This window comes from Nitritalea halalkaliphila LW7 (assembly GCF_000265075.1).
Taxonomy (GTDB): domain Bacteria; phylum Bacteroidota; class Bacteroidia; order Cytophagales; family Cyclobacteriaceae; genus Nitritalea; species Nitritalea halalkaliphila.
In genome coordinates this window covers 57,238-83,765 of sequence record NZ_AJYA01000007.1, presented here as the reverse complement: position 1 = coordinate 83,765, position 26,528 = coordinate 57,238, and the positions used below count along the sequence as shown (strand labels likewise).

Annotated in this window: 18 protein-coding genes, 1 tRNA gene, 5 pseudogenes and 1 riboswitch; of the genes and pseudogenes, 6 read left to right on the top strand and 18 right to left on the bottom strand. The window is 51.9% G+C overall.

Annotation, left to right across the window (positions count from 1 at the left end):
* Positions 1 to 30 precede the first annotated feature (30 nt).
* A tRNA-Pro gene (locus tag A3SI_RS03315) sits at positions 31 to 104 on the top strand.
* 152 nt (positions 105 to 256) lie between these two features.
* Here the strand turns inward: A3SI_RS03315 and A3SI_RS03310 are convergent.
* Positions 257 to 904, bottom strand: coding sequence for a hypothetical protein (locus A3SI_RS03310; RefSeq protein ID WP_009053626.1), 648 nt, complete (start codon positions 902 to 904; stop codon positions 257 to 259).
* 255 nt (positions 905 to 1,159) lie between these two features.
* Here A3SI_RS03310 and A3SI_RS03305 point away from each other — a divergent pair, with 255 nt between their 5' ends.
* Entirely contained in the window at positions 1,160 to 3,265 is a 2,106-nt protein-coding gene (locus tag A3SI_RS03305; protein ID WP_050977353.1) for a M28 family peptidase, read from the top strand.
* A 159-nt stretch (positions 3,266 to 3,424) separates the two neighbouring features.
* Here A3SI_RS03305 and metF read toward each other — a convergent pair whose 3' ends face one another.
* The 7 genes and pseudogenes from metF to A3SI_RS03280 all read right to left on the bottom strand — a co-directional run bounded on the left by metF (position 3,425) and on the right by A3SI_RS03280 (position 10,584).
* A complete protein-coding gene (metF, locus tag A3SI_RS03300) occupies positions 3,425 to 4,378 on the bottom strand; it encodes a methylenetetrahydrofolate reductase [NAD(P)H] (protein WP_009053624.1) in 954 nt (317 codons plus the stop codon).
* Positions 4,379 to 7,082 (bottom strand): annotated as a pseudogene (gene metH / locus A3SI_RS03295) (methionine synthase).
* Positions 7,079 to 8,120 (bottom strand): annotated as a pseudogene (locus A3SI_RS18040) (homocysteine S-methyltransferase family protein). Before A3SI_RS18040 ends, metH begins: the two co-directional pseudogenes overlap by 4 nt.
* 56 nt (positions 8,121 to 8,176) lie before the next feature.
* Positions 8,177 to 8,286: riboswitch (SAM riboswitch) on the bottom strand.
* 180 nt (positions 8,287 to 8,466) lie between these two features.
* Entirely contained in the window at positions 8,467 to 8,889 is a 423-nt protein-coding gene (locus A3SI_RS20115; protein WP_009053623.1) for a DUF6268 family outer membrane beta-barrel protein, read from the bottom strand.
* A gap of 29 nt (positions 8,890 to 8,918) precedes the next feature.
* A complete protein-coding gene (locus tag A3SI_RS20110) occupies positions 8,919 to 9,584 on the bottom strand; it encodes a hypothetical protein (RefSeq protein ID WP_009053622.1) in 666 nt (221 codons plus the stop codon).
* Positions 9,585 to 9,594: 10 nt separating this feature from the next.
* Positions 9,595 to 9,930 carry a DUF2147 domain-containing protein gene (locus A3SI_RS03285; RefSeq protein WP_009053621.1) on the bottom strand — a complete coding sequence of 112 codons (336 nt, stop codon included), beginning with the start codon at positions 9,928 to 9,930 and terminating at the stop codon, positions 9,595 to 9,597.
* Positions 9,931 to 10,179: 249 nt separating this feature from the next.
* Entirely contained in the window at positions 10,180 to 10,584 is a 405-nt protein-coding gene (locus tag A3SI_RS03280) for a hypothetical protein (protein WP_009053620.1), read from the bottom strand.
* Positions 10,585 to 10,836: 252 nt separating this feature from the next.
* On the opposite strand from A3SI_RS03280, the gene fmt reads away from it, so the two are divergent.
* The 3 genes and pseudogenes from fmt (at position 10,837) to A3SI_RS03260 (ending at position 12,955) form a co-directional block, all read left to right on the top strand.
* Positions 10,837 to 11,691: a methionyl-tRNA formyltransferase gene (fmt, locus tag A3SI_RS03275; protein WP_009053619.1), complete on the top strand. Its 855-nt coding sequence runs from the start codon at positions 10,837 to 10,839 to the stop codon at positions 11,689 to 11,691.
* A 98-nt stretch (positions 11,692 to 11,789) separates the two neighbouring features.
* Positions 11,790 to 12,770, top strand: a pseudogene (locus A3SI_RS20105) (lycopene cyclase family protein).
* Complete coding sequence (locus A3SI_RS03260) at positions 12,752 to 12,955, top strand: hypothetical protein (RefSeq protein ID WP_156810142.1); 204 nt, start codon at positions 12,752 to 12,754, stop codon at positions 12,953 to 12,955. The pseudogene A3SI_RS20105 and the gene A3SI_RS03260 overlap by 19 nt, the downstream one beginning before the upstream one ends.
* A gap of 54 nt (positions 12,956 to 13,009) precedes the next feature.
* On the opposite strand, the gene A3SI_RS03255 is transcribed toward A3SI_RS03260, so the two are convergent.
* The 6 genes and pseudogenes from A3SI_RS03255 to A3SI_RS03230 all read right to left on the bottom strand — a co-directional run bounded on the left by A3SI_RS03255 (position 13,010) and on the right by A3SI_RS03230 (position 22,072).
* Positions 13,010 to 14,218 (bottom strand): DegT/DnrJ/EryC1/StrS family aminotransferase, encoded by a 1,209-nt coding sequence (locus tag A3SI_RS03255; protein WP_156810141.1) that lies wholly within the window; start codon positions 14,216 to 14,218, stop codon positions 13,010 to 13,012.
* Positions 14,205 to 15,100, bottom strand: a pseudogene (gene rfbA / locus A3SI_RS03250) (glucose-1-phosphate thymidylyltransferase RfbA). Before rfbA ends, A3SI_RS03255 begins: the two are co-directional and overlap by 14 nt.
* A gap of 13 nt (positions 15,101 to 15,113) precedes the next feature.
* Positions 15,114 to 16,520, bottom strand: a complete 1,407-nt coding sequence (locus A3SI_RS03245; RefSeq protein ID WP_009053614.1) for a UDP-glucose 6-dehydrogenase — start codon at positions 16,518 to 16,520, stop codon at positions 15,114 to 15,116.
* A 128-nt stretch (positions 16,521 to 16,648) separates the two neighbouring features.
* Positions 16,649 to 19,345, bottom strand: a complete 2,697-nt coding sequence (locus A3SI_RS03240) for an SLBB domain-containing protein (protein ID WP_009053613.1) — start codon at positions 19,343 to 19,345, stop codon at positions 16,649 to 16,651.
* 83 nt (positions 19,346 to 19,428) lie between these two features.
* Positions 19,429 to 19,800, bottom strand: coding sequence for a hypothetical protein (locus tag A3SI_RS03235; RefSeq protein ID WP_009053612.1), 372 nt, complete (start codon positions 19,798 to 19,800; stop codon positions 19,429 to 19,431).
* A 116-nt stretch (positions 19,801 to 19,916) separates the two neighbouring features.
* A pseudogene (locus A3SI_RS03230) lies at positions 19,917 to 22,072 on the bottom strand (penicillin acylase family protein).
* A 469-nt stretch (positions 22,073 to 22,541) separates the two neighbouring features.
* On the opposite strand from A3SI_RS03230, the gene A3SI_RS03220 reads away from it, so the two are divergent.
* A complete protein-coding gene (locus A3SI_RS03220) occupies positions 22,542 to 23,120 on the top strand; it encodes a DUF2911 domain-containing protein (protein WP_009053610.1) in 579 nt (192 codons plus the stop codon).
* Between the two features lie 116 nt (positions 23,121 to 23,236).
* On the opposite strand, the gene A3SI_RS03215 is transcribed toward A3SI_RS03220, so the two are convergent.
* The 4 genes from A3SI_RS03215 to A3SI_RS03200 are packed head-to-tail and all read right to left on the bottom strand — an operon-like array spanning position 23,237 to position 26,484.
* A complete protein-coding gene (locus A3SI_RS03215; protein ID WP_009053609.1) occupies positions 23,237 to 24,154 on the bottom strand; it encodes a queuosine precursor transporter in 918 nt (305 codons plus the stop codon).
* Between the two features lies 1 nt (position 24,155).
* Positions 24,156 to 25,091: a ribonuclease Z gene (locus A3SI_RS03210; protein WP_009053608.1), complete on the bottom strand. Its 936-nt coding sequence runs from the start codon at positions 25,089 to 25,091 to the stop codon at positions 24,156 to 24,158.
* Positions 25,092 to 25,097: 6 nt separating this feature from the next.
* Complete coding sequence (locus tag A3SI_RS03205) at positions 25,098 to 25,475, bottom strand: STAS domain-containing protein (protein ID WP_009053607.1); 378 nt, start codon at positions 25,473 to 25,475, stop codon at positions 25,098 to 25,100.
* A gap of 31 nt (positions 25,476 to 25,506) precedes the next feature.
* Positions 25,507 to 26,484, bottom strand: coding sequence for a phosphoribosylaminoimidazolesuccinocarboxamide synthase (locus A3SI_RS03200; RefSeq protein ID WP_050977354.1), 978 nt, complete (start codon positions 26,482 to 26,484; stop codon positions 25,507 to 25,509).
* Between the last annotated feature and the right edge of the window lie 44 nt (positions 26,485 to 26,528).

The window sequence follows — 26,528 nt, the reverse complement described above, 5'->3', positions numbered from 1 at the left end:
TGCCACCCCGACGAACTTTTCTTTTCCTTTCGGGGTGTGGCGCAGCCCGGTAGCGTACTTGCATGGGGTGCAAGTGGTCGCAGGTTCAAATCCTGTCACCCCGACGCTAGAAATTTTAAAGGCCTTGTATGGGATATACAAGGCCTTTTTTATTTACCTGGAGCCAAAACTTTTCAGTTATTAGGCAGCTTTCAGCCCGTACACGTCTTTCGGGAAAGCACTGCATGGGAGCTGAATAGCCCAGCCGGAGCTATGCTTACTGAATTAATCCCTCTTCACGCAAGGAGGCTTTTAACTTATCGACATAAACTTCCGCAAACTCCTGCATATCCGAGGGGTTTAGGGTCTCGGACTGTGCGGAATAGACGAGGGCTAAGGATTCTGCGTCGTACAAATTGGTTTCCAGCACATAGGTTTTATCTACTGAAACATAGCCTGTGTTCCAGGCATTGCCATACCAGTGGTTCCAGTAGCCCCCGAAAGTTCCATAGTGCCCGAATCCCATCGGCGCGAAGCGCGGTCCCATCACGCCTCCTGGAACAAAACGCTCTTCCTCGTTGATGTCCAGTAAACGAACGGTCATAATCGCTTCACTTCCCGTTTGCCGGACGACTGCCAGCAGTTTTTCTTGGCTCAACTCCTCTTCATCGAAGAAATCGGGTTGTATGCTATTTAAACTCTTGACCGTTTCTACATCACGATTCGCAAAACGCGTGGCGAACTCCTGCTCCACCTCAGAGCGTAAACGCAGGTCATCCACTAAAGCAGCCACAAAAACACGCTCGTACATGCGGTCTGCCTCGGGCGATTTCCAGGTGCCCGTAACGACGGTACGCGGTGAACAGGCAAAGAACAACCAGGCAAGCAAGCCTGCAAAAAATACTTTATGCTGTATATTTTTCATCTTAATTGTTATTGGTTATGCCTCTTTTAACTCAAACAGCATTCCAAACTACATTTTATATTCAAAAAATACCAATTAACTCCACTAAAACACCAAAGAGCGAACATCAAAAATTTCTTGCACGTGTAAAAAGAGGCCAGTGCCCACGTTTTGGCGCAGCCAAAAAAAGCCTTTCCCCCTGACCATTTACATAAAAAGCGTGGCCACTTCCTGTTTAACCCGTATCTTGGGCTTTTTAACAAAGAAAGCTACAGCATGAAGAAAAAATACCTGTATGGCCTTGGGCTATGTATGGCGCTGCACCTCCCGATACTTCAGGCGCAGACCCTGAACGGGTTCAGCACGGAGAAACAAAAGCAGCAGGAAAGCTTAGAAAAACGCTTCTTGGACCTGGTAGACGAAAGCGGGTTTCGCAGGCATCTGGAAATACTTACGAAAGAGCCCCATCCGGCTGGGAGTGAAGCCAACAAGCGCGTGGAGGCCTATATGGCGGAAACCATGCAGGCAGCAGGCTGGGAAGTAAAGCGCTATCCGTACGATGTGTACCTAAGTAAGGAGCCTGGGACTTCCCTTATCGAGATCATTCGGCCTAATCGGGAGCCACTCAGCCAGCAGGAAAATGAATGGGAAGCAGATCCCTACCTCGCTCATCCTGATTTAGGAAAGGGTTGGAATGCTTTTTCGGGGAGCGGAGATGTACGTGGGGAAGTGGTGTATGTCAACTATGGCGTAAAAGCTGACTTCGAGGCACTAAAGAAAATGGGAGTTGACCTAAAGGGCAAAATTCTTCTGGCGCGCTATGGCGGAAATTTCCGAGGGTTCAAAGCGAAATTTGCCGAGGAGGCGGGTGCTGCCGGCCTGATTATTTATACCGATCCGAAGGATTCCGGCTTCACTCGGGGGCTGACCTATCCAGAGGGCATTTTTTACGATGCCAGCGCCATACAGCGGGGGTCCCTGCTAACAGTACCGTGGACGGGCGATGCACTTACCCCCTTTAAACCTGCCTTGCCCCGAGACGGAAAACAAAAGGTAGACCGGCTCGATCCAGAGACGGAAGGCCTGCTGCACAGTATTCCCGTGCTGCCGATCGGCTATGGTGCCGCAGAAAAAATCCTCAGCCAAATGAAGGGACAAGCCGTCCCTCCCGCTTGGCAAGGGGGGCTTCCCTTCACCTACCGCATCGAAGGGGGTAGCGGGTTAGAGGTTCGCGTGATGGTCGATCAAAAACGGGAGTTTGTGCGCGCCACCAATGTGGTCGGGACCCTGAAAGGCAGCAAGTACCCCGATGAATGGATCATTTTAGGTTGCCACTACGATGCGTGGAGTTTCGGATCCACGGACCCCAATTCCGGTACGGCGCTGCTCCTGAACCTCAGCGAAACCTTACAGAAACTGGCACAGGAAGGCTACCGTCCTGAACGCTCCATCCTCATCGCCCACTGGGATGCCGAAGAGCATGGCGTCATCGGCTCCACCGAATGGGTAGAGCAGCTCCATGACGAGCTACAGGCGAAAGCATTAGCGTACATCAACTTAGACGCAGCCGTTTCGGGCAGGAACTTTGGCGCAGCCTCCTCCCCTACCTTAAAGCAGGGTATCATCGAGGCCGCCAAAATGGTTACGTTCCCCGATTCAGCCAAGACTGTATTCGAGGTTTGGGCCGGCCAAAAAGAGGAACCTACCATCGGCAACCTCGGCGGGGGCTCCGACCATATCGCCTTCTACATGCATGCGGGCATCCCTTCCCTCAGCGGCGGCGCCAGTGGGCCTACCCTGTACCACACGAATTACGACAACATGCACTTTTACGAAACCTTCGCTGATCCGAGCTTTAAAATGGGAGCCGCAGTGGAGCGCCTTGTGGGCATTTTGACCCTACGCCTCGCGAATGCGGACGTGATTCCCTATCAGGTTTCCCGCTATGCCCAGGATCTGGAAGGCCATTTCCAGACCGCGACCCGCCAGGTGCAAAGCTTCGATAAAGGATTTGAAGGCTTCCCACAGGTGCGTGCTGCCTTGGAGGCCTTGACGGCCAAAGGGCAAGCGTGGGACAGTGCAGTGGAAAAGGCTTTAGCGACTGGCAGCCTCAAGCCGGATCAACTCAAAACGATCAATAAGCAGCTGCTGGGCCTCGAAAAGAGCTTTATCGATAAGAAAGGCATGTACTTCGGAGACTGGTACCGCTCCCTGTACGCGAGTAATGATCCCTTCAGTGGCTATGCCAGTTGGATCCTCCCTGGCATTCAGTACGAGGTAGAACGCAAGTCCACCGAGCGACTAGCCGAATGGGACACGCGTTATGCCGCAGCGCTCGATGACCTGAGGCAGAAAATCGATGCCCTCCTGGAGTTGCTTTAAGCCAAAAACGATTTTCCTTTAAAAAAACAGGGCTGCCCGAAAGAGCAACCCTGTTTTTTTACCTAATAGTGTTTGATAACATCGGCATTCCGTCTAATATGACGCACGCGCAACACCATTTCGCTTCCCCCGGATGCTTGGGAGGCGGCCTCTAAGCGACTAAAACACCTCCGCGGCGATTCTGCGTGTTGCCTCTGCCTTACTCATTGTGTAGTAATGCAAGACCGGCACACCCGCAGCCACCAGCTCCTTACTTTGGGCGATCGCCCACTCGATCCCCACCTCACGCACCTCCGCATTTGAGCGGCACTTTTCCAGCTCGAGCATCAGCGCATCTGGAAAATCTAAAAAGAAGGTTCTCGGTAGCGCCTGAATTTGGCCCAATGTCGTAATCGGCTTCAATCCCGGAATAATCGGCACCGTAATGCCCAGCTCGCGCACACGGCGCTGAAAATCGAAGAACCTGGCATTATCAAAAAACATTTGCGTTACGATATATTCCGCGCCCGCATCTACCTTTTCCTTCAGATACTTGAGGTCCCAGTTCAGGCTCGGCGCCTCAAAATGCTTCTCAGGATACCCGGAAACGCCCACACAAAAGTCCGTCTGAAAACCCGTCTCCGTCTCTTCATGCAAGTACTGCCCCCGGTTCATGGCCGTGATCTGTTTTACCAGGTCCTTGGTGTACACATGCCCTTCTGCCTCCGGCACAAAGACCCCTGTTGCTTTAGGGGCATCGCCGCGCAGGGCCAGCACGTTCTGTACCCCGATAAAGCTCAGGTCGATGAGGGCATTCTCGGTCTCTTCCCGCGTAAACCCACCACAAAGCAGGTGCGGCACCGCATCCACTTGATAACGGCTCATCAGCGCTGCACAGATTCCTACCGTGCCGGGCCGCTTCCGCGTGCTTACCTTCTGCAGCAGTCCCCCCGGACGCTCCTTATAAATAAACTCTTCCCGATGGTAGGTGATGTCCACGAAAGGAGGCTGAAACTCCATCAGCGGCTCGATCCCGTCTAATAAATCCTTCAGGCTCTGCCCCTTTAAGGGCGGTAAAATCTCAAAAGAGAATAAAGGCTTTTTGGCCTCTTGTATGTACGTTGTAATTTTCATTTAAACTGCTGCTATGTGTAAGGATGGGCTATACGCCAAATTAGGAGACAACCAGCGCTCCGCCTGCGCCACAGAGACCCCTTTGCGGGCCGCATAATCGGCCACCTGATCTTCTGCTATTTTCCCCAGACCGAAATAACGTGCCTCCGGATGCGCAAAATAAAATCCACTTACCGCCGAGGTCGGGAGCATCGCAAAGCTATCTGTTAGTGTAATTCCCGTACGCTGCGGCACCTCTAACCAAGAGAAGAGCGCTTCCTTTTCCGAATGCTCCGGGCAGGCAGGATAACCCGGGGCAGGGCGAATACCGACATAGGCCTCCTTAATCAGGGCCTCATTATCCAAATTCTCCTCCGGGGCATAACCCCAATAGCCTTGGCGCACACGGGCATGCAAGTATTCTGCACCCGCCTCCGCTAATCGATCCGCCAGTGCCTTAAACAAAATACTGGAGTAGTCATCGCCATTCGCCTCGTATTCGGCCAGCTTAGGCTCCATCCCCAGTCCGGTCGTCACGGCGAAACCACCTAAGTAGTCCACCTGCTCCGGGTGCAGATAATCCGCCAGCGAGCGGTTCGGTACCCCTTTTCCTTTTTGGCCTTGCTGGCGCAAAAAATGAAACTGACGTCCCGTTTCCTGACCCGCAGCATCCAAGACAGTGACAGAATCTCCCTGTCGGCGTACCGGAAAAATCCCGATTACGGCTTTGGCAGACAGCCATTCCTCTGCGATTAAGGTATCCAGCATCGCTGTGGCGTCGGCGTATAATTTGCGCGCCTCCGCGCCCACCACCTGATCTTCTAAAATCTTCGGAAAACGACCACTTAGCATCCACGTCTGAAAGAAAGGCGTCCAGTCGATGTATGCACGCAGGGTATTCAGGTCCAGCTCCGGCGTGAAGATCCCCAGCTGCTTCGGCACCTGAATCGGGTGCTGCTGCCAGTCCACTTGGAAGCCGTTAGCGCGCGCCTCCTGCAGGCGTACCAGCTTTTTCACCTGCTGCTTGGCCTCATGCTCCTCACGCAGCGCCTGATAGGTGGCTTTGATCTCTCGATGATAGGCTTCTCGCGTTTCTTCATGTATCGCATCCCCCGCGATCGGAACGGATTTCGAGGCATCGGTCACGTGGATGACCGTACCGCTATATACCGGGTCGATTTTCACCGCCGTATGGATACGCGACGTGGTGGCGCCGCCGATCAACAGAGGAATCTGCAGGCCTCGCCGCTCCATTTCTGCTGCCACATGCACCATTTCATCCAGCGAGGGGGTAATCAGGCCACTCAGCCCGATGATGTCCACCTGCTGCCGCACGGCTTCATCGATAATTTTCTCCGCCTCCACCATCACGCCTAAATCGATGATCTGGTAGCTGTTGCAGGCCAGTACCACGCCTACGATATTTTTCCCGATGTCATGCACGTCCCCCTTCACCGTGGCGAGCAAGATTTTCTTGACAGAAGACTTGCCTGATCGAATGGCTGCCTCATCGGGCAGTGGCATAAACGGCTCCAGGTAGGCCACCGCCTTTTTCATCACACGAGCAGATTTCACCACCTGCGGTAAAAACATTTTGCCTTCGCCGAACAGATCTCCGACCACATTCATGCCGTCCATCAGGGGACCCTCGATGACATGCAGAGGATTTTTAAGTTCTTGGCGAGCAGCCTCCGTATCTTCGATGATATGATCTAAAATCCCTTTCACTAGGGCATGCTCGATGCGCTTAGCCACCGGCTCCTCACGCCAAGCCGCCGTTTGGGCTTCTTTTTTTGTCTCCCGCCTTCACCGTTTCAGCGAAGGCAAGTAAGGCCTCCGTAGCCCCTTCGTGCCGGTCGAAAAGCACGTCTTCTACTTTTTCCAACAAGTCTTTCGGAATATCCGCATAGACCTCCAGCATGGAGGGATTCACTATCCCCATATCCATGCCATGCCGAATCGCATGGTAAAGGAACGCCGCATGCATGGCTTCTCGCACCGGGTTATTCCCCCGAAAGCTGAAGCTCACATTACTGACCCCACCGCTCACCTTAGCGCCCGGCAGGTTTTGCTTGATCCAGCGCGTGCTATGAAAGAAATCCAATGCATTTTTCCGATGCTCTTCCATCCCTGTCGCCACGGGAAAGATATTGGGGTCGAAAATGATGTCTTGTGGATTAAAGCGCACCGTTTCCACGAGTAGCTGATAACTGCGTCCGCAGATTTCCACTCGGCGCTCATAAGTGTCTGCCTGCCCCTTTTCATCGAAGGCCATGACTACCACTGCGGCCCCAAATTTTTTAATCGTCTTGGCCTGCTGGATAAACTCTTCTTCCCCATTTTTAAGCGAAATAGAGTTCACGATGGCCTTCCCCTGCACACATTTTAGGCCAGCCAGGATAATTTCCCAGCGGGAGCTATCGATCATAATCGGAATCCGGCTGATTTCCGGCTCCGAGGCGATCAAGTGCAGAAAACGCGTCATCGCCTCCACCCCGTCGAGCATGCCTTCATCCATGCAGACGTCCAGAATTTGAGCCCCGCCCCGAACCTGATCCAGGGCTACCTCCAGGGCCTCGTCATACTGTCCATTTAAAATCAAGCGCGCGAAACGCTTCGACCCCGTCACATTCGTGCGCTCGCCGATGTTCACGAAATTCAGCTCAGGGGTGAATACTAAGGGCTCTAGCCCGGAAAGTTGTAAGTAATTTTGTCCTCTTCTCATGCCTGCACGTCTTCTTCATGTAAAGGTCTGGGGCTGTACTTGGCGGCTGCCGCCGCAATGGCCCCGATGTGCTCCGGCGTCGTGCCGCAGCAGCCTCCGAGGATATTTACCCAGCCGGAGGCTAAAAACTCTTCTACCTGCTGCGCCATCTCCCCTGGACCTTGATCATAAGCCCCGAAAGCATTTGGAAGCCCAGCATTCGGATAGGCACTCACATAAAAAGGTGCCTTATCTGCTAGTACTTTCAAGTAGGGACGCAGCTCCTTAGCGCCCAGCGCACAATTCAGCCCGATGCTTAACAGCGGCACATGGGAAACAGAAATCATGAAGGCTTCGGTGGTTTGCCCGGAGAGGGTACGGCCCGAAGCATCCGTGATGGTGCCGGATAGCATAATAGGGATTCCACCCTCGCGTGGATCTAAGGGCAGGCCTCTTTTTTCATAGACCTCCTGAATCGCATAAAGCGCCGCCTTCGCATTGAGGGTGTCGAACACCGTTTCTATGAGTAAAATATCCGACCCCCCATCTAAAAGTCCTTCCACCTGCTCGGTGTAGGCTTCTGCCAACTGGTCAAAGGTGACGGCTCGGTAGCCGGGATCATTAACATCGGGAGAAATGGAGCTGTTCGGTTCGTGGGTCCCAGCGCACCCGCACGAAGCGGGGCTTGTCGGGGTTTTTGGCCGTATAGGCCGCCGCAGCCTCAGCAGCTATCTCAGCTGACGCTTTATTGATCGCATAGGCTAAATGCTCCAGGGCATAATCCGCCTGCGCGATGCTGGTTCCACTGAAGGTATTGGTTTCTATCAGGTCACTGCCCGCCTCCAAGTAAGCGTCATGAATGGCGCGGATAACATCGGGCCTGCTTAGAGATAACAAATCATTATTGCCCTTCAGCGGCTTCGGATGGTCTTGTAAGGCTGGTGTACGAAAATCCGCTTCCTGAAGACCATAGCGCTGGATCATGGTTCCCATGGCTCCATCTAAGATCAAAATGCGTTTGGATAGAGCGTCTAAGAGTAACTCGGTTCTGTTCATCATAGCTAATCACAAAATGCCTATCAAGAACCGGAAGAAAAATACAGGGATTCAACTACCGCTCATCTCTATTTTCTCCTATAAGGATTAGTAGAAAATGGGAATTAGCACCTTGCTAGAGGTTGCTAAGACGTCATCGGGCCCGTCCCTCAGTCTTTCTTGATAAGCAATTTCAAAATTAACAGATAAATCCGATAAAGGGTTCTAAATCCATAAAAAAATAAGTCGCCCCTTAGCGGGGCGACAAAATAAAACGGAACAGGCGAGGAAACTCACGCGCTAAAGGAAAGCGGCATCTCCTGTTCAAGCGATACTATAAGTAGGTAAACGTGTTTTAATCACATAGCCTTTATAGTGTTACGAAACTGATTCCCACATTAAAATAAAGTGGGTTACCTAGATTATTGCGCATCCCGAACTCCTGCGAGCCGAAAAACCCTCTGAAGAACTCACGTCCTCCATCCAGCTCATCCGCATCAAAGGACCAGTCGATACGGTAGCCTGCCTGCATGTTAAACCAAAAAGGGCCTGTAATCTGCTTTTGATATTCTAAGCGGGGACGGAGCTCGCCTCGACGGATCTCAAAGCTATTATTTCCTCTGCTGAAATCATCGATACGGTAACTTTGTCCTTCCAGCTCAAAGCCAAAAAGCAATAAGGAGGTCTTGCTGAAGTTATAGCGACCACTCGCACGGGCAGGGAATAAGATTTCCGTACCCCATTTGCGGTCTGGGCTCGTCCAGTCGTACATCACTACGGGGATATAATTCATATTCCCCACCCGGTAGGTACGCGAAATACCTACCCCCAGCGCTTTAAATCAGAAACGCGCTTTCCATAAATAGCAGCTGCACTTACGCGCACGGAATTGAAAGGCTGGAACCCAAAATCAAAGTTGCCACTCATGTCCAGCTGTCCTTGGAAAACGAAGAATGACTGCTCATTAATCGGCACGAAGACCGTATTCGTCCAATTCAGGTTACGCAGACCGTCTTCATTAAGAATTTGTGCCAAGCCGCGCTCACCACCGCCTGTGTCGCCTTGAATATCGGTAATCTGGTAGCGCACGTCCATAAAATTAATTCCGGACTGCCAAACCAAATTACTTTTCGAAATCACGGGTATCACACTGTTGAAGCGAAAACCTCCCGTATAATTCGCGCGAGCCGTCTGTGCAGGATCCGGATTTTCATCTACTGCAAAGCCCGTATTTTCGGAAGCGGGGAAGCGCGTCTGCGAGAAACGCATGTCATAAGGCGTCTGCACGTCCCATCCGATCATAAAAAACCGCTGTGGTGACATCCCGACGATAGTGGGCTTGGCGTAGGCCTTCCCCCCCTTTTCATCCACGAACTCCAGTTCCCCATACAGGTCCCAGTCCTCTTCCTCCTCTTCTCCTTGGGCGAAGGCGCCAAATGAAAAGCTAAGCCCTGCGAACAGGGCCAAGCCGGCTAAATATCTCTTCATAGGTATCTGATTAGCCTTTGATCTTTAAACGTTTCCAGGTATCCGTTCTGCCGAAAGTTTTCACTCCCACATAACCGCGGATATCTAAGGTGTTATCATCCTTCATCGTGATCACACAGTTATACGTGTTTCCAGACTCTGGATCGTAAATCGTTCCTTCTGTCCACTCGCCTTTTCCGTTATACACGAAATCTTTCAGCATCCGGTATCCACGAAGCGGCACATTACGCATGGACTCATCCGGATTGTTTTGGTCCACCTTAGGCTTGCCCGTATTCGGATCATTGGGCTCTTTGAGCCAAACGATACGTCCGTAAAACTTATCTTCGATTTGATCGATTTTCACCCGCACCTTTCCATTACTTGGCTCCCAAACTCCCGTAATGCATCTGCATCCTGAGCAGAAACATAGAAGGCCATGAGCAAGAAGCTACATAAGAACAGTAGTTTTTTCATAATTGGTTTTTTTAGGTTAATTGTAGGATAGTTTACTTGACTAATAGTTCAAAGGTTACGTAAAGTTCCATCACGACATCATCCCAGTAGTCTTCTTGATTCAGATCGAAGTCCGCCACGAAGGTGATGCGGCCGTCTTTCATAAAGCCATCGGCGAGGTTCGGTTGCTTTTGGGCGAGGCCCAAATCCATCGGACTATCCACCATAATCTCTCCCTCGTAGAGGCGATACGGCTCATATCGACCGATTTAGAGGTGACCTCCAAGACTACTTTCTGCATGTCGATCGGCTCTCCCTTATACTGAATCTGAATGCCGCTGATCTGCGCACGCGTGATCGTGGATCCATCGATTTGGTTTTGGCTTAATAATTCTGCCACGTCGAATTCCCAGCTGGCCTGTGCCATATTAGAACCCTCGAAAAGCGGGCCCTCCGCCTTCAGCTCTAAAGCTTCTGTTCGGATGGAATAAGAGTTGCCACTTGGACCACAAGCACTTACCACCAGAAGTGCCAGAAACAAAAAGGAATACGATAGGATTTTCATGTGTTTTGCTAGTAAAATGAAGGTTATTTTGGACAGTTTTACCTCAACGGCATATTGAAATTACATAAAATCATTTAATTGACCCCAATAAAGGCAAAAATTTTTGTTTTTAGACCATCCATGCGGTTACTCCCGCACAGCTTCGTATTTTTGTTACATGAACACAGATGCGCAGAAAAAGTTGAAAGTAGTTTTCATGGGCACGCCCGATTTCGCTGTGGCCAGCCTAGAAGCACTCCATGCCAGCCCTATGTGGAACTCGTGGCCGTGATCACCGCTCCAGATAAACCACAGGGCCGCGGCAAAAAGGTGCAGCCCTCACCAGTAAAAGAATGTGCGCTCCGATTAGAGCTGCCCATTTTACAACCTACGAATCTAAAAAACCCTGAATTTCAGGAGCAACTCCGCGCATTCGCTGCCGATTTACAGGTAGTCGTGGCCTTCCGCATGCTTCCCGAGGCTGTTTGGAGCATGCCGCCCTTGGGCACCTTAAATCTGCATGCCTCCCTGCTGCCAAATTTCCGCGGTGCGGCCCCCATCAACTGGGCCATTATCAAAGGGGAGAAAGAGACAGGCGTGAGTACTTTCTTTCTGAAGCATGAAATCGACACCGGAAATATTATCCTGCAGGAAAAAGAACCCATTCATCCTGAGGACACCGTAGGCACACTTTACGAGCGGCTCATGCATAAAGGTGCCGGCCTGGTGGCCAAAACCATCGCGGCCATCGCTCGGGACGAAGTTCAGGCCCAGCCACAGGATGAAAGTCTGGCCATTCATGCAGCTCCCAAGCTATTTAAAGAAACCTGCGAAATCGACTGGACACAAAGCGCGGAGGAGGTGCATAACCTCGTGCGTGGCCTCTCCCCCTATCCCGCAGCTTGGTTCACGAAGGCAGGCAGCAGCTACAAGGTCTTTCGCACGGCGCTGCTGCCCGATGAGGACTGGCAAGCAGCCCCTGGCACTACGCGGACGGATCAAAAAACCTTTTGGCATGTCGCCTGTGGAAAGGGGGCTGTGGCTCTTTTAGAGGTGCAGGCACCGAATAAAAAAAGAATGCCCATAGCGGATTTTCTTCGTGGAAACCGCATAGAAGAAGAAGATTAAAAGAATTTCTTTACCTTTAGAAACAGCAAGACCCCGATTTTAGTTGTCAGCACATGCGAAATCAGGCTTTTTGCTACCGCCGATTTTGATTATCACCTATGGACACAGCGACCACATTCGATTATATCATAGCCGGCGGAGGACTGGCGGGCTTGACCTTAGCCTGGCAAATCAGCAAGTCTCCCTTACTGCGTGACAAACGGGTTTTACTTATCGATCGCGATGCGAAAAACACGAACGACCGCACCTGGAGCTTCTGGCTGCGTTCGGACACGCCCTGGCTAAAGGAGCTTCCCCTGCACCATTCCTGGTCGCGGGCGGAGATCCCTTTGCGCCAGCAGACCTTAGAGATCGAGCTGGACCCCTACCGCTACTACACCATCGAAGGACTGCGGTTTTACACCTTTATCGCAGAGGAGCTAGCTAAAAGCAAGCAAATCACCCGTCTTCAGGCGGATATATTAACCGTGCTGCCCCATGCACAGCGCGTAGTCACGAATAAAGGCGACTTCCAGTTCAAGCACTACTGTTTTAAAGGGTATTTCGAGGCGCAGGCGCTCCAGGGACTAGCGCAGCAGCAGGGGCCTTTTATGTGGCAGCATTTTCTAGGCTGGAAATTCGGGTAGCCGAAGCCGCTTTGGAACACAGAAACCTTTACCTATATGGATTTGCGGGTACCGCAAAAGGATCCTGGCCTGACCTTCTGCTACCTGCTACCCGAAAAGGAAAACGTGGCCTTAGTGGAATACACCCTTTTTTCTGCCGAGGTATGGGAAAAAGAGCGCTATGAGGAGGCCTTGCGGGACTATATCAAGACCTATTTAGGAGATACTCCCTACGAAATTCTGGAAATAGAGCACAATAAAATCCCAATGACCACAGCGCGCTTCCATCCGAAGGCAGGCAAAGGGCCCGTCATCCCCATCGGCACACTCGCCGGCACGGTAAAGGCAAGCACAGGGTATTCCTTTGTGCGCAACTTCCAACATGTACAGCGGATTATAAGAAAATTAGAGACGGGTAAAGGAAGCTTCGAACACCCCGGTTCGGTAGGTACAAGTTGTTCGACGCCGTGCTGATGAATGTGATGCTCACAGAAAAAGAAGCAGGCGTGGACGTCTTCGAGCAGCTGTATATCAAAAATAGCATGCAGCGACTCTTTCGCTTTTTAGACGAAGAAAGTGCGCTTTGGGAAGATATTTTAATTATGAATAGCGTGCCACGTAAGTGGCCCTTCGTGCAAGCAGTACTGGAGGAACTCTAATCCGAGCTCCTCCAATTTCCGTTTCATTTTTTTTGCATCAGCTGCCTCAGCCCGCTAAAGCATCTTCTCCGATACGGCCTGAAAACAAGCGATAATCTGCTCCACCACACGCTCTAAATCCTCTTTTTCCATAGAAGATCCGCTCGGCAGGCAAAGCCCTCTTTCGAACACGCGATCTGCCGTTTCATCTCCCACGTAAGGAAAAGAAGCGAAGACGGGCTGCTGGTGCATGGGCTTCCAAATCGGCCGCGACTCGATATTCTGAGCATCCAAGTGCAAGCGAATAGTTTCCCTATCTACACCGCCACTTGAGGCTGGATCTAATAGGATGCAGGTCAACCAATGGTTTGCATAGGTATCTGGCTGTTCTTCTAAAAACTCTATTCCAGGCAACTGGCCGAGCGCTTCCTTGTAGAAGGCATGATTCCGCCTTCTTCTGTTAACCCACTCGGGCAGCACTTCCATTTGGCCCCGGCCGATTCCCGCACTTACATTACTCAGGCGGTAATTATAGCCGATTTCTGTATGCTGATAATGCGGTGCCGGATCCCGTGCCTGCGTCGCCAGATGTCGAGCATGAGCGATTTTGGCTGCGTCCTGAGAGACGATAGCGCCCCCCCCTGAGGTGGTGATGATTTTATTTCCATTAAAGGAATAGATCCCAAAGTCCCCAAAGGTACCACAGGCTTGCCCCTTATACGAAGCGCCTAAGGCCTCCGCCGCGTCCTCCACTACTGGAATCTCATAGCGCTTCGCCACTGCTAGAATCTGGTCCATATCTGCTGGCATACCATACAGGTGCACGGGCAAAATAACCTTTGGCTTTTTAGCAGTAAGCTGGGCGTAATCCGGACAGTCTGCCTGGGCGAACTGTTGGATTTCCCCCGTCATACAGGCCTGAATAGCCTCTTCTAAGGCCTTCGGGCACATGTTCCAGCTATTCGGCTCACTGCCGATAAAGACCGGGATAGCTCCCAGATAGCGGATAGGGTTTGCGCTCGCGCAAAAGGTCAGCGACTGACACAAAACATAATCTCCTGGCCCCACTCCTGAGAGGATGAGGGCGAGGTGCAGACCTGCCGTGCCAGAGGTGATGGCCGCCGCATGTCCGCAGGCAGTGGCCTCCACGATGGCTTGCTCGAATTTATTCAAATTCTCGCCCACCGGCGCGATCCAGTTCCCTGCAAAGGCTTCCTGCACATATAGCTGCTCATTACCTCCCATGTGAGGAGGGCTGAGCCAAATTCTTTTATTTGTTTCCATCTTGATGCGCTTGCGCAATGCGCTTTAACAGGTACTGCCCATACGAGCTCTTCTTCAGCAACTCCGCCTGCTTTTCGAGGTCTGCAGCAGAAATCCAGCCCTTGTCGAAGGCGATTTCCTCCAAGCAGGCCACCTTTAGACCCTGCCGCTTTTCGATGGCATAAATAAAACTGGAGGCCTCCATCATCGATTCATGGGTACCGGTATCGAGCCATGCATAGCCTCTGCCCATCATCTGTACGCGCAGCCGATCTGTCTGGAGGTAATGCTGGTTGACACTGGTGATTTCCAACTCCCCGCGCTCGCTGGCTGAATGGTTTTGGCCACCTGCACCACATCGTTTGGGTAAAAATAGAGGCCTACGACCGCATAGTTACTTTTCGGTTTTTTCGGCTTCTCCTCGATAGCATAGGCTTTGCCGGAGGCATCAAAGGCCACCACGCCATAGCGCTCAGGATCATTTACATAGTAACCGAAGACCGTCGCTTCACGCTTTTGCACTAAGGAGGCGCGCGCATTCTTTAGCAGCTGCGACATGCCGTCCCCATAGAAGATGTTATCTCCTAACACCAGGCAGACATCGTCCTCGCCGATAAACGTATCTCCGATGATGAAGGCTTGCGCCAAACCATCCGGGCTCGGCTGTTCCGCATAAGATAGGCGAATCCCTAAGGTGGAACCATCCCCGAAAAGTTTCTTGAAATTCGGTAAATCATCCGGGGTACTGATGATAAGGATATCTTGGATCCCAGCCAGCATCAAAACCGACAGTGGATAGTACACCATCGGTTTATCGTAAATGGCTAAGAGCTGCTTAGAGGTTCCTTTGGTGATGGGGTGCAGGCGTGTACCTGATCCCCCTGCTAAAATAATTCCTTTCATGATGCTGTATTTTTCAGTAATTACTGTACTGCCTTTCCGATGGACTGTACGCGGAAGCCATGGTTCTCAGCTCCTCATGCGGAAGAATATTTCGACCGTCGAAGACCTTCGCGGGCTTCAGCATCGCCTCATAAATACGCTGCCAGTCGTAGTCGACGAACTCATCCCACTCCGTTAAAATAGCCACAGCATGTGCGTCCAGACAAGCCTCATACGGATCATATACTACTTTTACCAAGCGACGGATTTCCTCTGGAGAGCGTGTGTTCAAGTACTCGAGGTCGGCGTAAATCTTCTCTTCACTTACCTTCGGATCGTACACCGTAATCTGAGCCTGCTCATTAATCAAATGATCGGCTACGTAGATAGCAGCAGACTCCCGTGTATCGTTGGTGTCCTTCTTGAAGGCCCAACCTAAAAACGTGATTTTCTTTCCATTTACTGTATTGTAAAGGGACTTGATGATGTTTTTAGCGAAACGCGCCTTCTGGTGGTCGTTCATCTTAATGACCTGCTCCCAGTAATCAGCTACCTCCGTGAGGCCATAGCTGCGGGAGATGTACACCATGTTTAATATATCCTTTTGAAAGCAGGAGCCCCCGAAGCCTACAGAGGCCTTTAGAAATTTAGGCCCAATACGGCTATCCGCACCGATCGCACGGGCCACCTCCGTCACATCTGCACCCGTCTGCTCACAAAGCTCCGAGATCGCATTAATCGACGAAACACGCTGGGCTAAAAAGGCATTAGCGGTCAGCTTAGAAAGCTCCGAAGACCAAATATTCGTGGTGAGAATTCTTTCTCTCGGCACCCATGCCGCGTACACACTTACCAGCGCTTCGATCGCCTCCTGCCCCTCTGGTCCCGGATCTCCTCCGATTAGAACACGGTCCGGTGCCAATAAATCTTCTACCGCAGTTCCCTCAGCTAAAAACTCAGGATTCGATAGAATCTGGAACTTGCGTCCTCCCCCTGTATTATCTAAAATATCTTTTACAGCCTGTGCTGTACGCACGGGCAAAGTCGACTTCTCCACCACAATCTTATCCGAAGTAGAGGCTGCCGCGATTTGGCGGGCACATAGCTCAACCCACTTCAGGTCTGCCGCCATTCCCTTGCCCTCACCATAAGTTTTCGTAGGCGTATTTACAGAGATAAACACCATCTGCGCCTCATCGATCGCCTTGTTCACATCTGTTGAAAAAAATAAATTTCTACCACGTGCTTCAGCTACCACCTTGTCCAGACCCGGCTCGTACACAGGAAGCTTGTCGAGGTCCTCTCCGTTCCAGGCATCTATACGCGCTTGGTTGATATCCACCACAGTAACTGTAATATCCGGACACTTCTGCGCGATGACAGCCATCGTAGGGCCTCCCACATATCCAGCACCGATACAACAAATTTTAGTTATTTTCATCTTGAATAAAAGTTATTAGTTTCTAGTAAAAACATAAAGGCATGTAAAAGTAAGACGCAATCGAAAGAAAACAAAGTAGAATATCCTTAATTCGCTTGTTTTCGGTCTTCGAAGAGCGCGCCTCGCAGCTACTGGACGATATTGGCGATAATAAGACCTAGGGAGGCCAAGCCCGTTGCGAGCCCCACCCAGGCTTGGGCTGGCAAGCGCTCTCTCTCCGGCTTTTTAGGTACGATAATCTCCGAACCCGGTGCGATCGTGGGATGAAAGCGCATAAACAGAAAGCTTCGGGTACGCTTCACATCGCCATTCGCATAGACGACATAGGCTTTGCGCTTACGCGCCTGCTCAGAATAACCGCCCGAACGGGTGATGTAGGCCGGCAAGCCACTGTATTCCCGATAGCGCACGGTGGTTGGGAACAAAACCTCTCCGCGGATGCGCACCGTCTGCAGCTCCTTCGGCACCCGAATAATATCACCTTCTTCTAAGCGCAGATTCCCCGCAGAACCCGGGCTGCTGAGGATTTGGGCTAAATCAATGCCCACAAGCTCCTGCTGCCGAAACAAAAACGCCGACTCCTGCTCAGCCAGTTCATTTTCCTCTCCGAAGGCCATGCGATCACTACGCAGCCGTTCCTCACGAAACTTGGCCGAGGCATTGCGCAGCAGACGCTCCTCAGAAAGCTCCTCTTCTAAGAGGGCCTTGTCGGCCAATGTTCGTTGCAACCGCGCTAAAAAAACCTGATCGGCCTCATTCAGCTCCGCCTCTTCCATCCGGCGAACGATCTGCCGTAGAATCCGCTCCTTACGCTCGAAATCTGTCCTTTCCTGATAAAACTCTGTCCTGCGAATCAGTGTGGCCCCCGGCGCATAGGCAAAATCCGTGAGCCCGCCAGCACGCGCGATGACATCGGAAATGCGTTCGTTCGGCGTTCGGAGTGCATAAGTCCCCGGAAAGGCCACCTCGCCCTGTATTTCCACCAACTGCTCCCGACGGAAACCCGCCTTCTGCCGAACAAAAACATGATCGAAGGCCATCAAAGGCACCTGCGCCTCGGCATCAGACAGCGCCCAGTCCTCCGGTAAATCCAGAGGGATCAGTTCCATCACGTGGGTGCCATCAGGACCCTTTGCCCTTCGGGCAATTTCCACGCGCTCCAGACTCCCTGACTGCCGCAGACCGCCAGCCCGCAGGATCAACTCGCCCACCGTCATGTTACGCCGAAAGGGAAAGGGGCCCGGGCGGTTCACCTCTCCACTGATCTGCACGAAAACCTCTTCCTGCAAATCAAAAATGGAACGCACAAAAAGCACATCCTCACGCCGAAGGGAAATATCTGGCTGCTGACCGGAAAGGATGGCTCCTAAATCCAGCTCTAAGGCCTCCTGCTGCATGTCTGTACCCACTCGGTAGAGGGTCGCGCGCGCGGTGAAGGCATCTTCCCGAAGGCCTTCTGCCTCCTGTATGAGTGCTCGGACGCCCATGCCTTCTGCCAACATATAGGCACCTGCCCGAAAGACAGAACCGGTTACTTGCACCCGATTTTCAATACGCTCGAGGGCTTCTGCCACTGCGATGCGGTCTCCGTCTGCTAAAGCAAAACTTGAAAAGGCTTCTTTGCGAACGCTGAGTAAGCGCTGCTGCCCGGCTTCCTTTCGCTGCACCTGAAGGCGCTCGGTAAAGGCTCCTGCTGCAGGCCCTCCGCTAAAACGTAAAAGTGCATCGAGCCGCTCTTCTGGACGGAGTTCGTATAGCCCTGGACGGCGTACGGCTCCTTCCCAGGCCACGCGCTGCTGGTAGGGTGGAATCACTATGACGTCATTATCCTGAAGCAGCCGATTGCCTGCATGGCTTCCCTCTAAAATGAAGGCATACAAATCCAAAGTAGCCAAAAGGCTGTTGCCTCGGTACAGTTGAATCATTCGAAAAGACCCATTTTCTGTGGGCCCTCCCGCGGCGTACAGGGCGTTAAAGGTCTGCGCAAAAGCAGGCAGCTGATAGGTTCCCGGCCGCTTCACATCCCCCACTAGAGTGACTTGAATGCTGCGGGTGTTGCCCACACGAAGTGCTAAAAAAGTATCCGCTGGGCGAGCACGCAAGCCGGCATATTGCCCTGCCAGACGCTCACGCAGGCGCTCTTTGGCCTCCTCCACCGTTAAGCCGGCTAGCGTAAGGGGGCCCAGCTGCGGTAGCAGTACCTGTCCTTCAGGATTTATTTGCCAGGTCAAGCTATTTTCTGATGCCCCATAAATTTCTACAAAAATTTCATCGCCTGGGCCCAAGACATAATTACTCGGTGTGGCCAAATTATAATTCGGTGCAAAAGCCTCCGCTGCTCCCTCGAACAGGGAATAGCCAAAAATCTGCTTTTGCAAGGGGCTCAGCCCATCGAAGCCCGCTAAAACTTGTGAAAGCGAGAGGCTGTCCGCCTGCTCACCTACCAGCTGCCCCCTATTTAGCGTAGCCTGAGCACCTAAGACACTTGCACCCGTCCGTTCTTCCCTCGTGCGCAGCGTACCGCGCATCGTGCCTTCACGAGTAGAATTCCCCTCGGCCCTACGCCCGCCTGTTTTCGGTAGCTCACGCAGCCGCTGAGCCAACGCCTGCCGCTGTCTTTCTGGCAGGCCCTGTGCGCGGGCTAAATCAAGCAACTGGTTTTCGGAAAGTCCTTCCTCGGCGGCACGCTCCAAAAGCTGCACCAGCTGCCGATCTGAAAGCTGATCAACTTGGAGATTGCGCAAGTCATTCAGCTGCTGCGCCTGCAGTAGGCATGCACAGCCGATAGTCAGCAGGGTCGTTAAAAAATAGCGTATCACGTTCATGAAGGTACTTCGTCAGATTTTGCCCTAAAGATACAGCTTTTCGCCGAAAGGAAGGAAAGCCCCTTCTTAGGGACACCCTTGATCTAGCGATAAGGTTTTACCCGTGGCTTGGGAGAAACGATGCTGCGAAGTGTTTTGCCCGTAAGGGCAGAAAAACCCCCGAGTAGAAAACCCACTAAGGCTGTAAGTAGCGCGAGATAGGCAGGGTCTGGCAACTGAAAAAGCTGCGCCATCCTGTCAGGAAGGGCCGATTCCGTCACGATAGCCGTGTAAGTACTGAGCCCAAACCAAAGGAGCCCAAGGCCCAGGCCACCCCCCATAAAGGCCGCCCAGCCCCCGCTGTTCAGCAGGAAAGCGAAGAGGGCAATCAGCAGCATAAGCGCATAATGCGGCACAAAGGGCCCCGCGAAAAAACCAATAAGTGCAACAAGGACAAGCAGAACAAAGAATTTCATAGACTAAGGAACTAAGCGTGAATGGGTAAACAAGGCCTCGGCCTCCTCTTTCGGGTACAGGGGCATAGGATGATACTCCCCTAAGGACCAGGGTGAATCCAGTTGTCAATTAAACTTCACGTCCCTGGTTCCCGACTCCGCCGGGTAAATGCCATAGGCTTCGATCTCCTCCCCCATCGCCACGACCATGCGCCAGCTGGCCCCATGCGCTCACTGGTAGCATTTAATATGCCCCGACCACCACCGGTATAGATGTTTTGATGCGAAAAAGAAACGAAATTAGGCACTAAGTGCAAAATCGAGGTACGCTTGTAATCGGCCCAGTTGATTTTTTCTCCCTCCTGCTTCAGGCTGTCCATATGCGCCACGGTACTCTGAAAACGATCGCGAATCAGCGCATTCAGTGGAGCGGCCGCCAGCTCCGGAAAGCGTGCCAGCACCTCCTCTTCGAGCCCCTCCTGTAGACGCCGCGTGGTTTCAAAGTTATTCGGTAACAGCATACCCGGCTGCTGGCGCAATGGCTCCCACATCCCCTCCTTCACCAGCTTCCACCATAGATCAAAGTAACTGGGCTCTTCCTGATTCGGGTGGGTATAAAAATTCCAGTCCGAAAGCTTAGCGATCACCTCCTGTTCTTTGGCCGTGTAGGCCGATACGTCCCCTAAACGTAGCAGAAGCGCAGGTACTGCCTCGGCAGCATGCAACATATAATTATCGAACTGCAGCGCCTTCATATCCTTTATCGTGATGCGGTTCATCGCAGCGAGGCGCTCATTCAGGCGGCGGTTTCGGTAGTGCTCGTACGAGTAATCGAACACATAATAGGGATAGCTGTCGGCCACTGGGTGCTGATTAGCAGAAGACACGAACCCTCGCTTCGGGTTTTTAGTGGCGGCATGATGTGCATTCGGGATATAGCCCTGCCATTCATGCGCTGGCAAATTGCCATCCAGAAAATACTTGCCCTGCTCGGGCCACTTTAGCGGGAACTTGCCCTGCACCTTCATGGCGATGTCCCCACTAGCAGAGGCGAAAACGAAGTTTTGGGCTGGAGACGTGTAGTGGCTGAGTGCTTCTAGGTAATCCTCATGATTTTTCGCACGGTTCAGCATGAGAAAAGTGCGCTGCTCATTACTGGGATCATGTGCCGTCCATTTAAGTGCATAGTTCACGTCTTTGCGTTCTGCGCGAAAGGAAGCATCGTAAACCACAGGCCCATGATGGGTGTACACCACCGTATCTAGGAGCGGGGACTGCCCCTTCACCTTGATTTCTTCGATACGCAGTGTGCTTTGAATCCACTGCTCATTGTACTTGTACTCGGTACGAGAGGCGTCTTTAAACGTGATCCGGTACCAGTCTCGCGCATCGCGGGTGGCATTCGTCACTCCCCAGGCCACGTCCCGGTTAAAGCCTGAAATAATTCCCAAGGCCCCCGGCAAGGTAGCCCCCTTTACCGTGTAGGCGGGACAACTTAGCTGCATAGCAAACCATATAGAAGGCAGATTCAAGCCCAGGTGGGGATCGTTCGCTAAAATAGGGCGCCCATCCGCAGTGAGTGCACCCGAAACAGCCCAGTTGTTACTGCCCACCCCCGGCTCAGGATTAGGAAGGAAAGCACTAAGACCAGCCGCTCCATCTGGAAGAAAATTATCTGGTGCCTCCGGCAAAGGCAGCGCCTTAAAGTTCCAAACCTTTTCCGCTTCGATTACAGGATCCTGAATACTTGGAAAGTCTGGATAGAGCGCATCCACCAGGTCTTTTCCTAAATAGCTAAGTAAATTCGAAAACTGCAGGTCATTATCCCCTACCAGCATGTCGGCCATGTACTTCAGCAGCAACATACTCTTCAGCGGACTCCAAGGTTCCGGGCGATAGTTGAGCAGCTTATACTCTACAGGAAGCCGTGCAGGACTCAAGCCTTCGATGTAGGCATTCACTCCATCTGAAAAAGCCTCCACCAAGGCGTAGGTATCTGGATCTTCGCGCATGAGAAACTCTAATCCATTTTCAGCGGCGAAGGGCAGCCCTTTTCTTCGCGTCATCCGATCCAGGTCGATGGCCACATCCCCTACTAGCTCTGACACGCGACCTGCCGCCGCCATGGTCTGAAATTCCATTTGCACAGGCGATGCTGGGCAGTCACATAGCCCTGGGCTCGCATCAGGTCTCGCTCATTTTCCGCATACAGATGCGGCACCCAAGCCTCATCGTAATACACCTGCACAGGAGCTTCCAGGCCGGGCAGCTGCAGCTCCTCCTCCAGTATCATGTCCTCAGAAAAACTATTGGCCCAAAACCCATTTTGGGGATCCAGTACATGAATGAGTGGAGGGAGTGGCCCTATGGGCAAAACCAAAGCCACTGCCAGTGACAGAGAAATAAATAAACAAAGAATAAAAGCAAAATAGCGCATGTTTCGGATCCTTAAGCGTCGAAAATAGGGTGTGGCGACATTTAAGGCTAAAATACAGGTTTTTTTGCTTTCTCCACATGCCGCGTACCGAATTTATTTCTGTTTTCGGGAAGCTACTACCGGCTCACACCTGCGGTTCAGCGCTTGCCTGCTAAATCCCCACATGGCTAAAAAAAAACTCCCAGAAGCCCGCTTCAACCCATTTTTTAGCCATTTATTCTTTCGCTCAGATGTCCTAAGCGCCTTAGGTACAAAATAAAACAGAAGAAAGCCTTTACTTTCATCTGTTTTATCGTAATTTCACAGGCGTAAACCAAGATTTACCATGAAAAAAACACGTATCACCTTACTCACCCTCAGTGTGTTGGCCGTATTCGGACTCTACAGCTGCGGAGGAGCTGACAGCGGCTCAGAACAAGCCGAAAGCGAAGAAATGGAGATGGAACTGCCTGCTAAAAATGAGCGTGCCAGTCCACTTCGCACTTTAGAAGGCACTCTTGATAGCGGAAAGCAACTTTTCGTTCAGTATGGTGCGCCTTCTGTGAAGGGAAGAACTGTTTGGGGCGAGCTCGTTCCTTACGATAATGTTTGGAGAACAGGTGCTAACGAGGCGACCTACATCGAATTTACCGAAACCCTAACGGTCGGCGATAAAGAAGTGGCACCGGGCAAATATTCCCTATTTACTATCCCGAAAGAAAATGGCGACTGGACGGTCATCCTGAACGAAGAGTGGGACCTCGCCCATGGGCACTTCGAGTACGATGAGAAATTCGACGTCATCCGTACCGTGGCTACCCCTGAGTTCGTGGAAGAGAGCCAAGAGCAACTTTCCATCAGTATCGAAACACCGGGGATCGTGGTGCGCTGGGAAAAACTTAAGCTCCCCATCGTGATTCGTTAATGCTCCTGGGCGCTATGCCCTAAAAATGCATCTCGAAAATCCTTTAATTAAGACCTCTGCAGCAGCTGCGAGGTCTTTTTCTTTGCCCCCGGGGCAAAAGGGAAACCCGTACCTGCCTAACTCGCTTCTGCTGGCCAGTAATAGACATCAGATGAGCACAGCAGAGAGCGGGGATTCAAACCGAAACAGGAAAATAATTCTATAAAAAAAGAGGTGTCCTCAGAGGCTTCTGCCGTCATGCGCTCAGCCACATCCTTACCCAAGTAACGATCGATTAAATAATGCCCCACATACAGCAGCGGCGTGAGTAAGACAGCTACGCCGAATTTATAAATATAGTTAATGATGCCCACTGAAGCCACCTGCGCCCAGGACCAGTTGCCAAAAATATAAAAGGCGATGACGAGCACGACGAAGGAGTCGATAAATTGGGAGACGAGCGTGGATCCCGTCGCCCGCAACCAGATCATCTTCGGGCCTGTGAACTTACGGAGCTTTTGGAACACATACACATCGATGAGCTGCCCGAGCAGAAAAGCCACGAGCGAGCCGAGGATGATGCCCAGTCCCTGTCGGAAAATCACCGTGAAGGCATAATCGATATCAAAAGGCTGCCCGGCAGGATCGGGAGAGTTTACCTCCAGCCAAAAAGGCGCCGGCGGCAGGTTGGTTACCGCCACGATCACAAAAAAGATGTAAGCGATAAAAAAAGCCGTTATAAAACTGATTTTACGGACCCCTTTTTTCCCGTAGTACTCATTAATGATGTCGGTGGTGATAAATACGATCGGCCAGATCACTGCCCCGGCCGTCAGGTTAAAATCCAGCACATAGTCCCCGAAGATGGTCCATCCTGCCGGCTCCAGGCCGAGGGTGTATTCTCCGGAAAAGATTTTCACTCCGATAATCTCCGCCAAGATGGCATTGGTGAGGAAAATCCCACATAAAATGATAAAAAGATTCGTTTTCTTACTTTGGTACCGTGCCTCAGCATCACCTGTCTCCGGTTCCTTAAATACCTCTAATGGTTTCACGCTACCTTACTTTAGGGATAAATGTCTTGCCTTCCTCTGATAAGTGACTGGAAGGGAAAATTGTTTGGGCTTCCGCCAGCAGCGGGGCTAAATCTACATATCGGCTAGAAAAATGCCCCAGCAGCAGCTCTCCCGCCTCGGCACGAAGGGCCGAAAATGCCGCATCGCGCGTCGTAGAATGTCCTGTTTCTAGGGCGCGCTGTGCATCGATCTGACTAAAGGTGCTCTCATGATACAGAAGACTGACGCCACGAATCATGTCAGCTAGCTCTGGAAAATACTTGGTATCCGAGCAGTAGGCATAGCTTCTCGGCTGAGGGCTCGGGTAGGCATACCTGCTCAGTGGGTAGCGCACCTCCCCCGTCTCGGGATCCGGCAGCTCACGCCCTTCTCTAAGCGCCTTAATCACCTCCACAGGAGGCCTATCTGCCTCCAAAGCCTCTTTTATCAGCTTCCGAAATGGGGTCTTTTCTTCGATGAGAAAGCCTGTACAGGGGATCCGATGCTGCAGGGGAAAACCATACACACGGTAGCTGGGCTCCTCCACGAGCAGCTCCTTTGCCGTAGGCTGCACCGCCAAAAATCGGAGTGGAAACTCCAGCGCGCTCTGGCTATGCTTCAGCTGTACCGTAATGATCTCATCCAGGCCCGGGGGGCCAATAAGCGTCAGGAGCCGCTCACGCCGCTGTAGCTGCATGGAACTCAGCAGCCCGATCAAGCCATAAAAATGATCGCCATGTAAGTGGCTAATGAAGATGTAGGCGATGCGATTCAACTTACACCGAAATTTCTTCAGCTGCATCTGCGTGCCCTCGCCACAGTCAATAAGCAGCGCGTCCTGCCCGATGCGCACATACTGGGAACTTGGGTGCCGACCATGCGCCGGCACCGCAGAATTTGCTCCTAAAATGGTGATGTCAAAAGTCTCTGCGCTCACGAAAATTTACTCCTGCTCCCCCTCTTCTTCGGCATTCACCATGTGAATAAAAATCATCTTGCCGGCCTCTTCGAGGTCCTTGCTGAGCATGAAAATTTGATCCAGCATGGAAATTTTAATCAATTTCATCACATGGTCCTGAACGCCGTTAATGATAAACACGCCGCCCATCTTACGAAACTCTCTGTTGCCCACTAGCAGCGCGCTGAGCCCACTGGAATCGGCATATTTTACCTGGGAAAGGTCTAAGACCAGGTGTTGGAACCCTTCTGCTTGCAGGGTCAGGAGCTCTGACTTGAGTTTCGGCGCTACCGTAGAATCTATTTTCTCTATCTGCGGCGTAAACACCACATAATCTTCTTTTTTCTCAATCGCGTATCTCATAAAGGTTCATTGGTTAAGGCTTTTCTTCTCTTTAGGACTGAAAAACCGGGGTTTTGTTTATTTTTTTTTGTTTCGCCACGTACTGCTGGATCGCCGCTTCTATCCGGGGAGCGATGGCGCCTGCTGGAGCCTTCTCGAAAGTCTCTCCCGTAATCCGCTCATACAGCTCGATATAGCGCGCCGAAACCTGCTCCACGAACTCATCCGGCATCTCGGGCACTACTTGTCCCTCCTTGCCTTGGAAACCGTTCTCGATCAACCACTGCCGCACGAATTCCTTGGAGAGCTGGCGCTGTGGAAGGCCCTTCTGCTGGTACTCTGCATAGGTGTCGGCATAGAAGTAACGCGAGGAATCTGGCGTATGGATTTCGTCGATGAGGTAAATGGTGTCTCCCACTTTCCCGAACTCATATTTGGTATCTACCAGGATTAGGCCCTTTTCTGCTGCCATGGCTGTGCCTGCGGCAAAAAGCGCGCGCGTATACTGCTCTAGCTGCACATAATCGGCCTCCGAAACGATCCCTTGGCGTAAAATTTCTTCCCGTGAAATATCCTCATCGTGGCCTTCGGAGGCCTTCGTCGTAGGGGTAATAATCGGCTCCGGAAGGCGATCGTTTTCCTTTAGCCCTTCGGGCAATGGCACCCCACAGAGCTCCCGTCCTCCACTCGCATAGGTGCGCGCGGCATGACCGGCCAAGTAACCTCGGATCACCATTTCCACCTTGAAGGGTTCGCAGCGTCTCCCCACAGTTACATTCGGGTCCGGATGTCCGAGCACCCAGTTGGGCACCACATCAGCCGTAGCAGCTAAAAACTTAGCAGCTATCTGGTTCAGCACCTGCCCCTTATAGGGAATCGCCCGCGGAAGCACCACATCGAAGGCCGAGATACGATCGGTAGCTACGATCACCAGCTCTTCCTCCCACATATACACATCACGGACTTTTCCACGGTAAAAATCCCGCTGCCCGGGAAAGCTGAAATTAGTTTCTTTTATCGCGTTATTCATGCTTTGCTTTTCGAAGTCTCGCCTGACATAGGCATACAAAAATA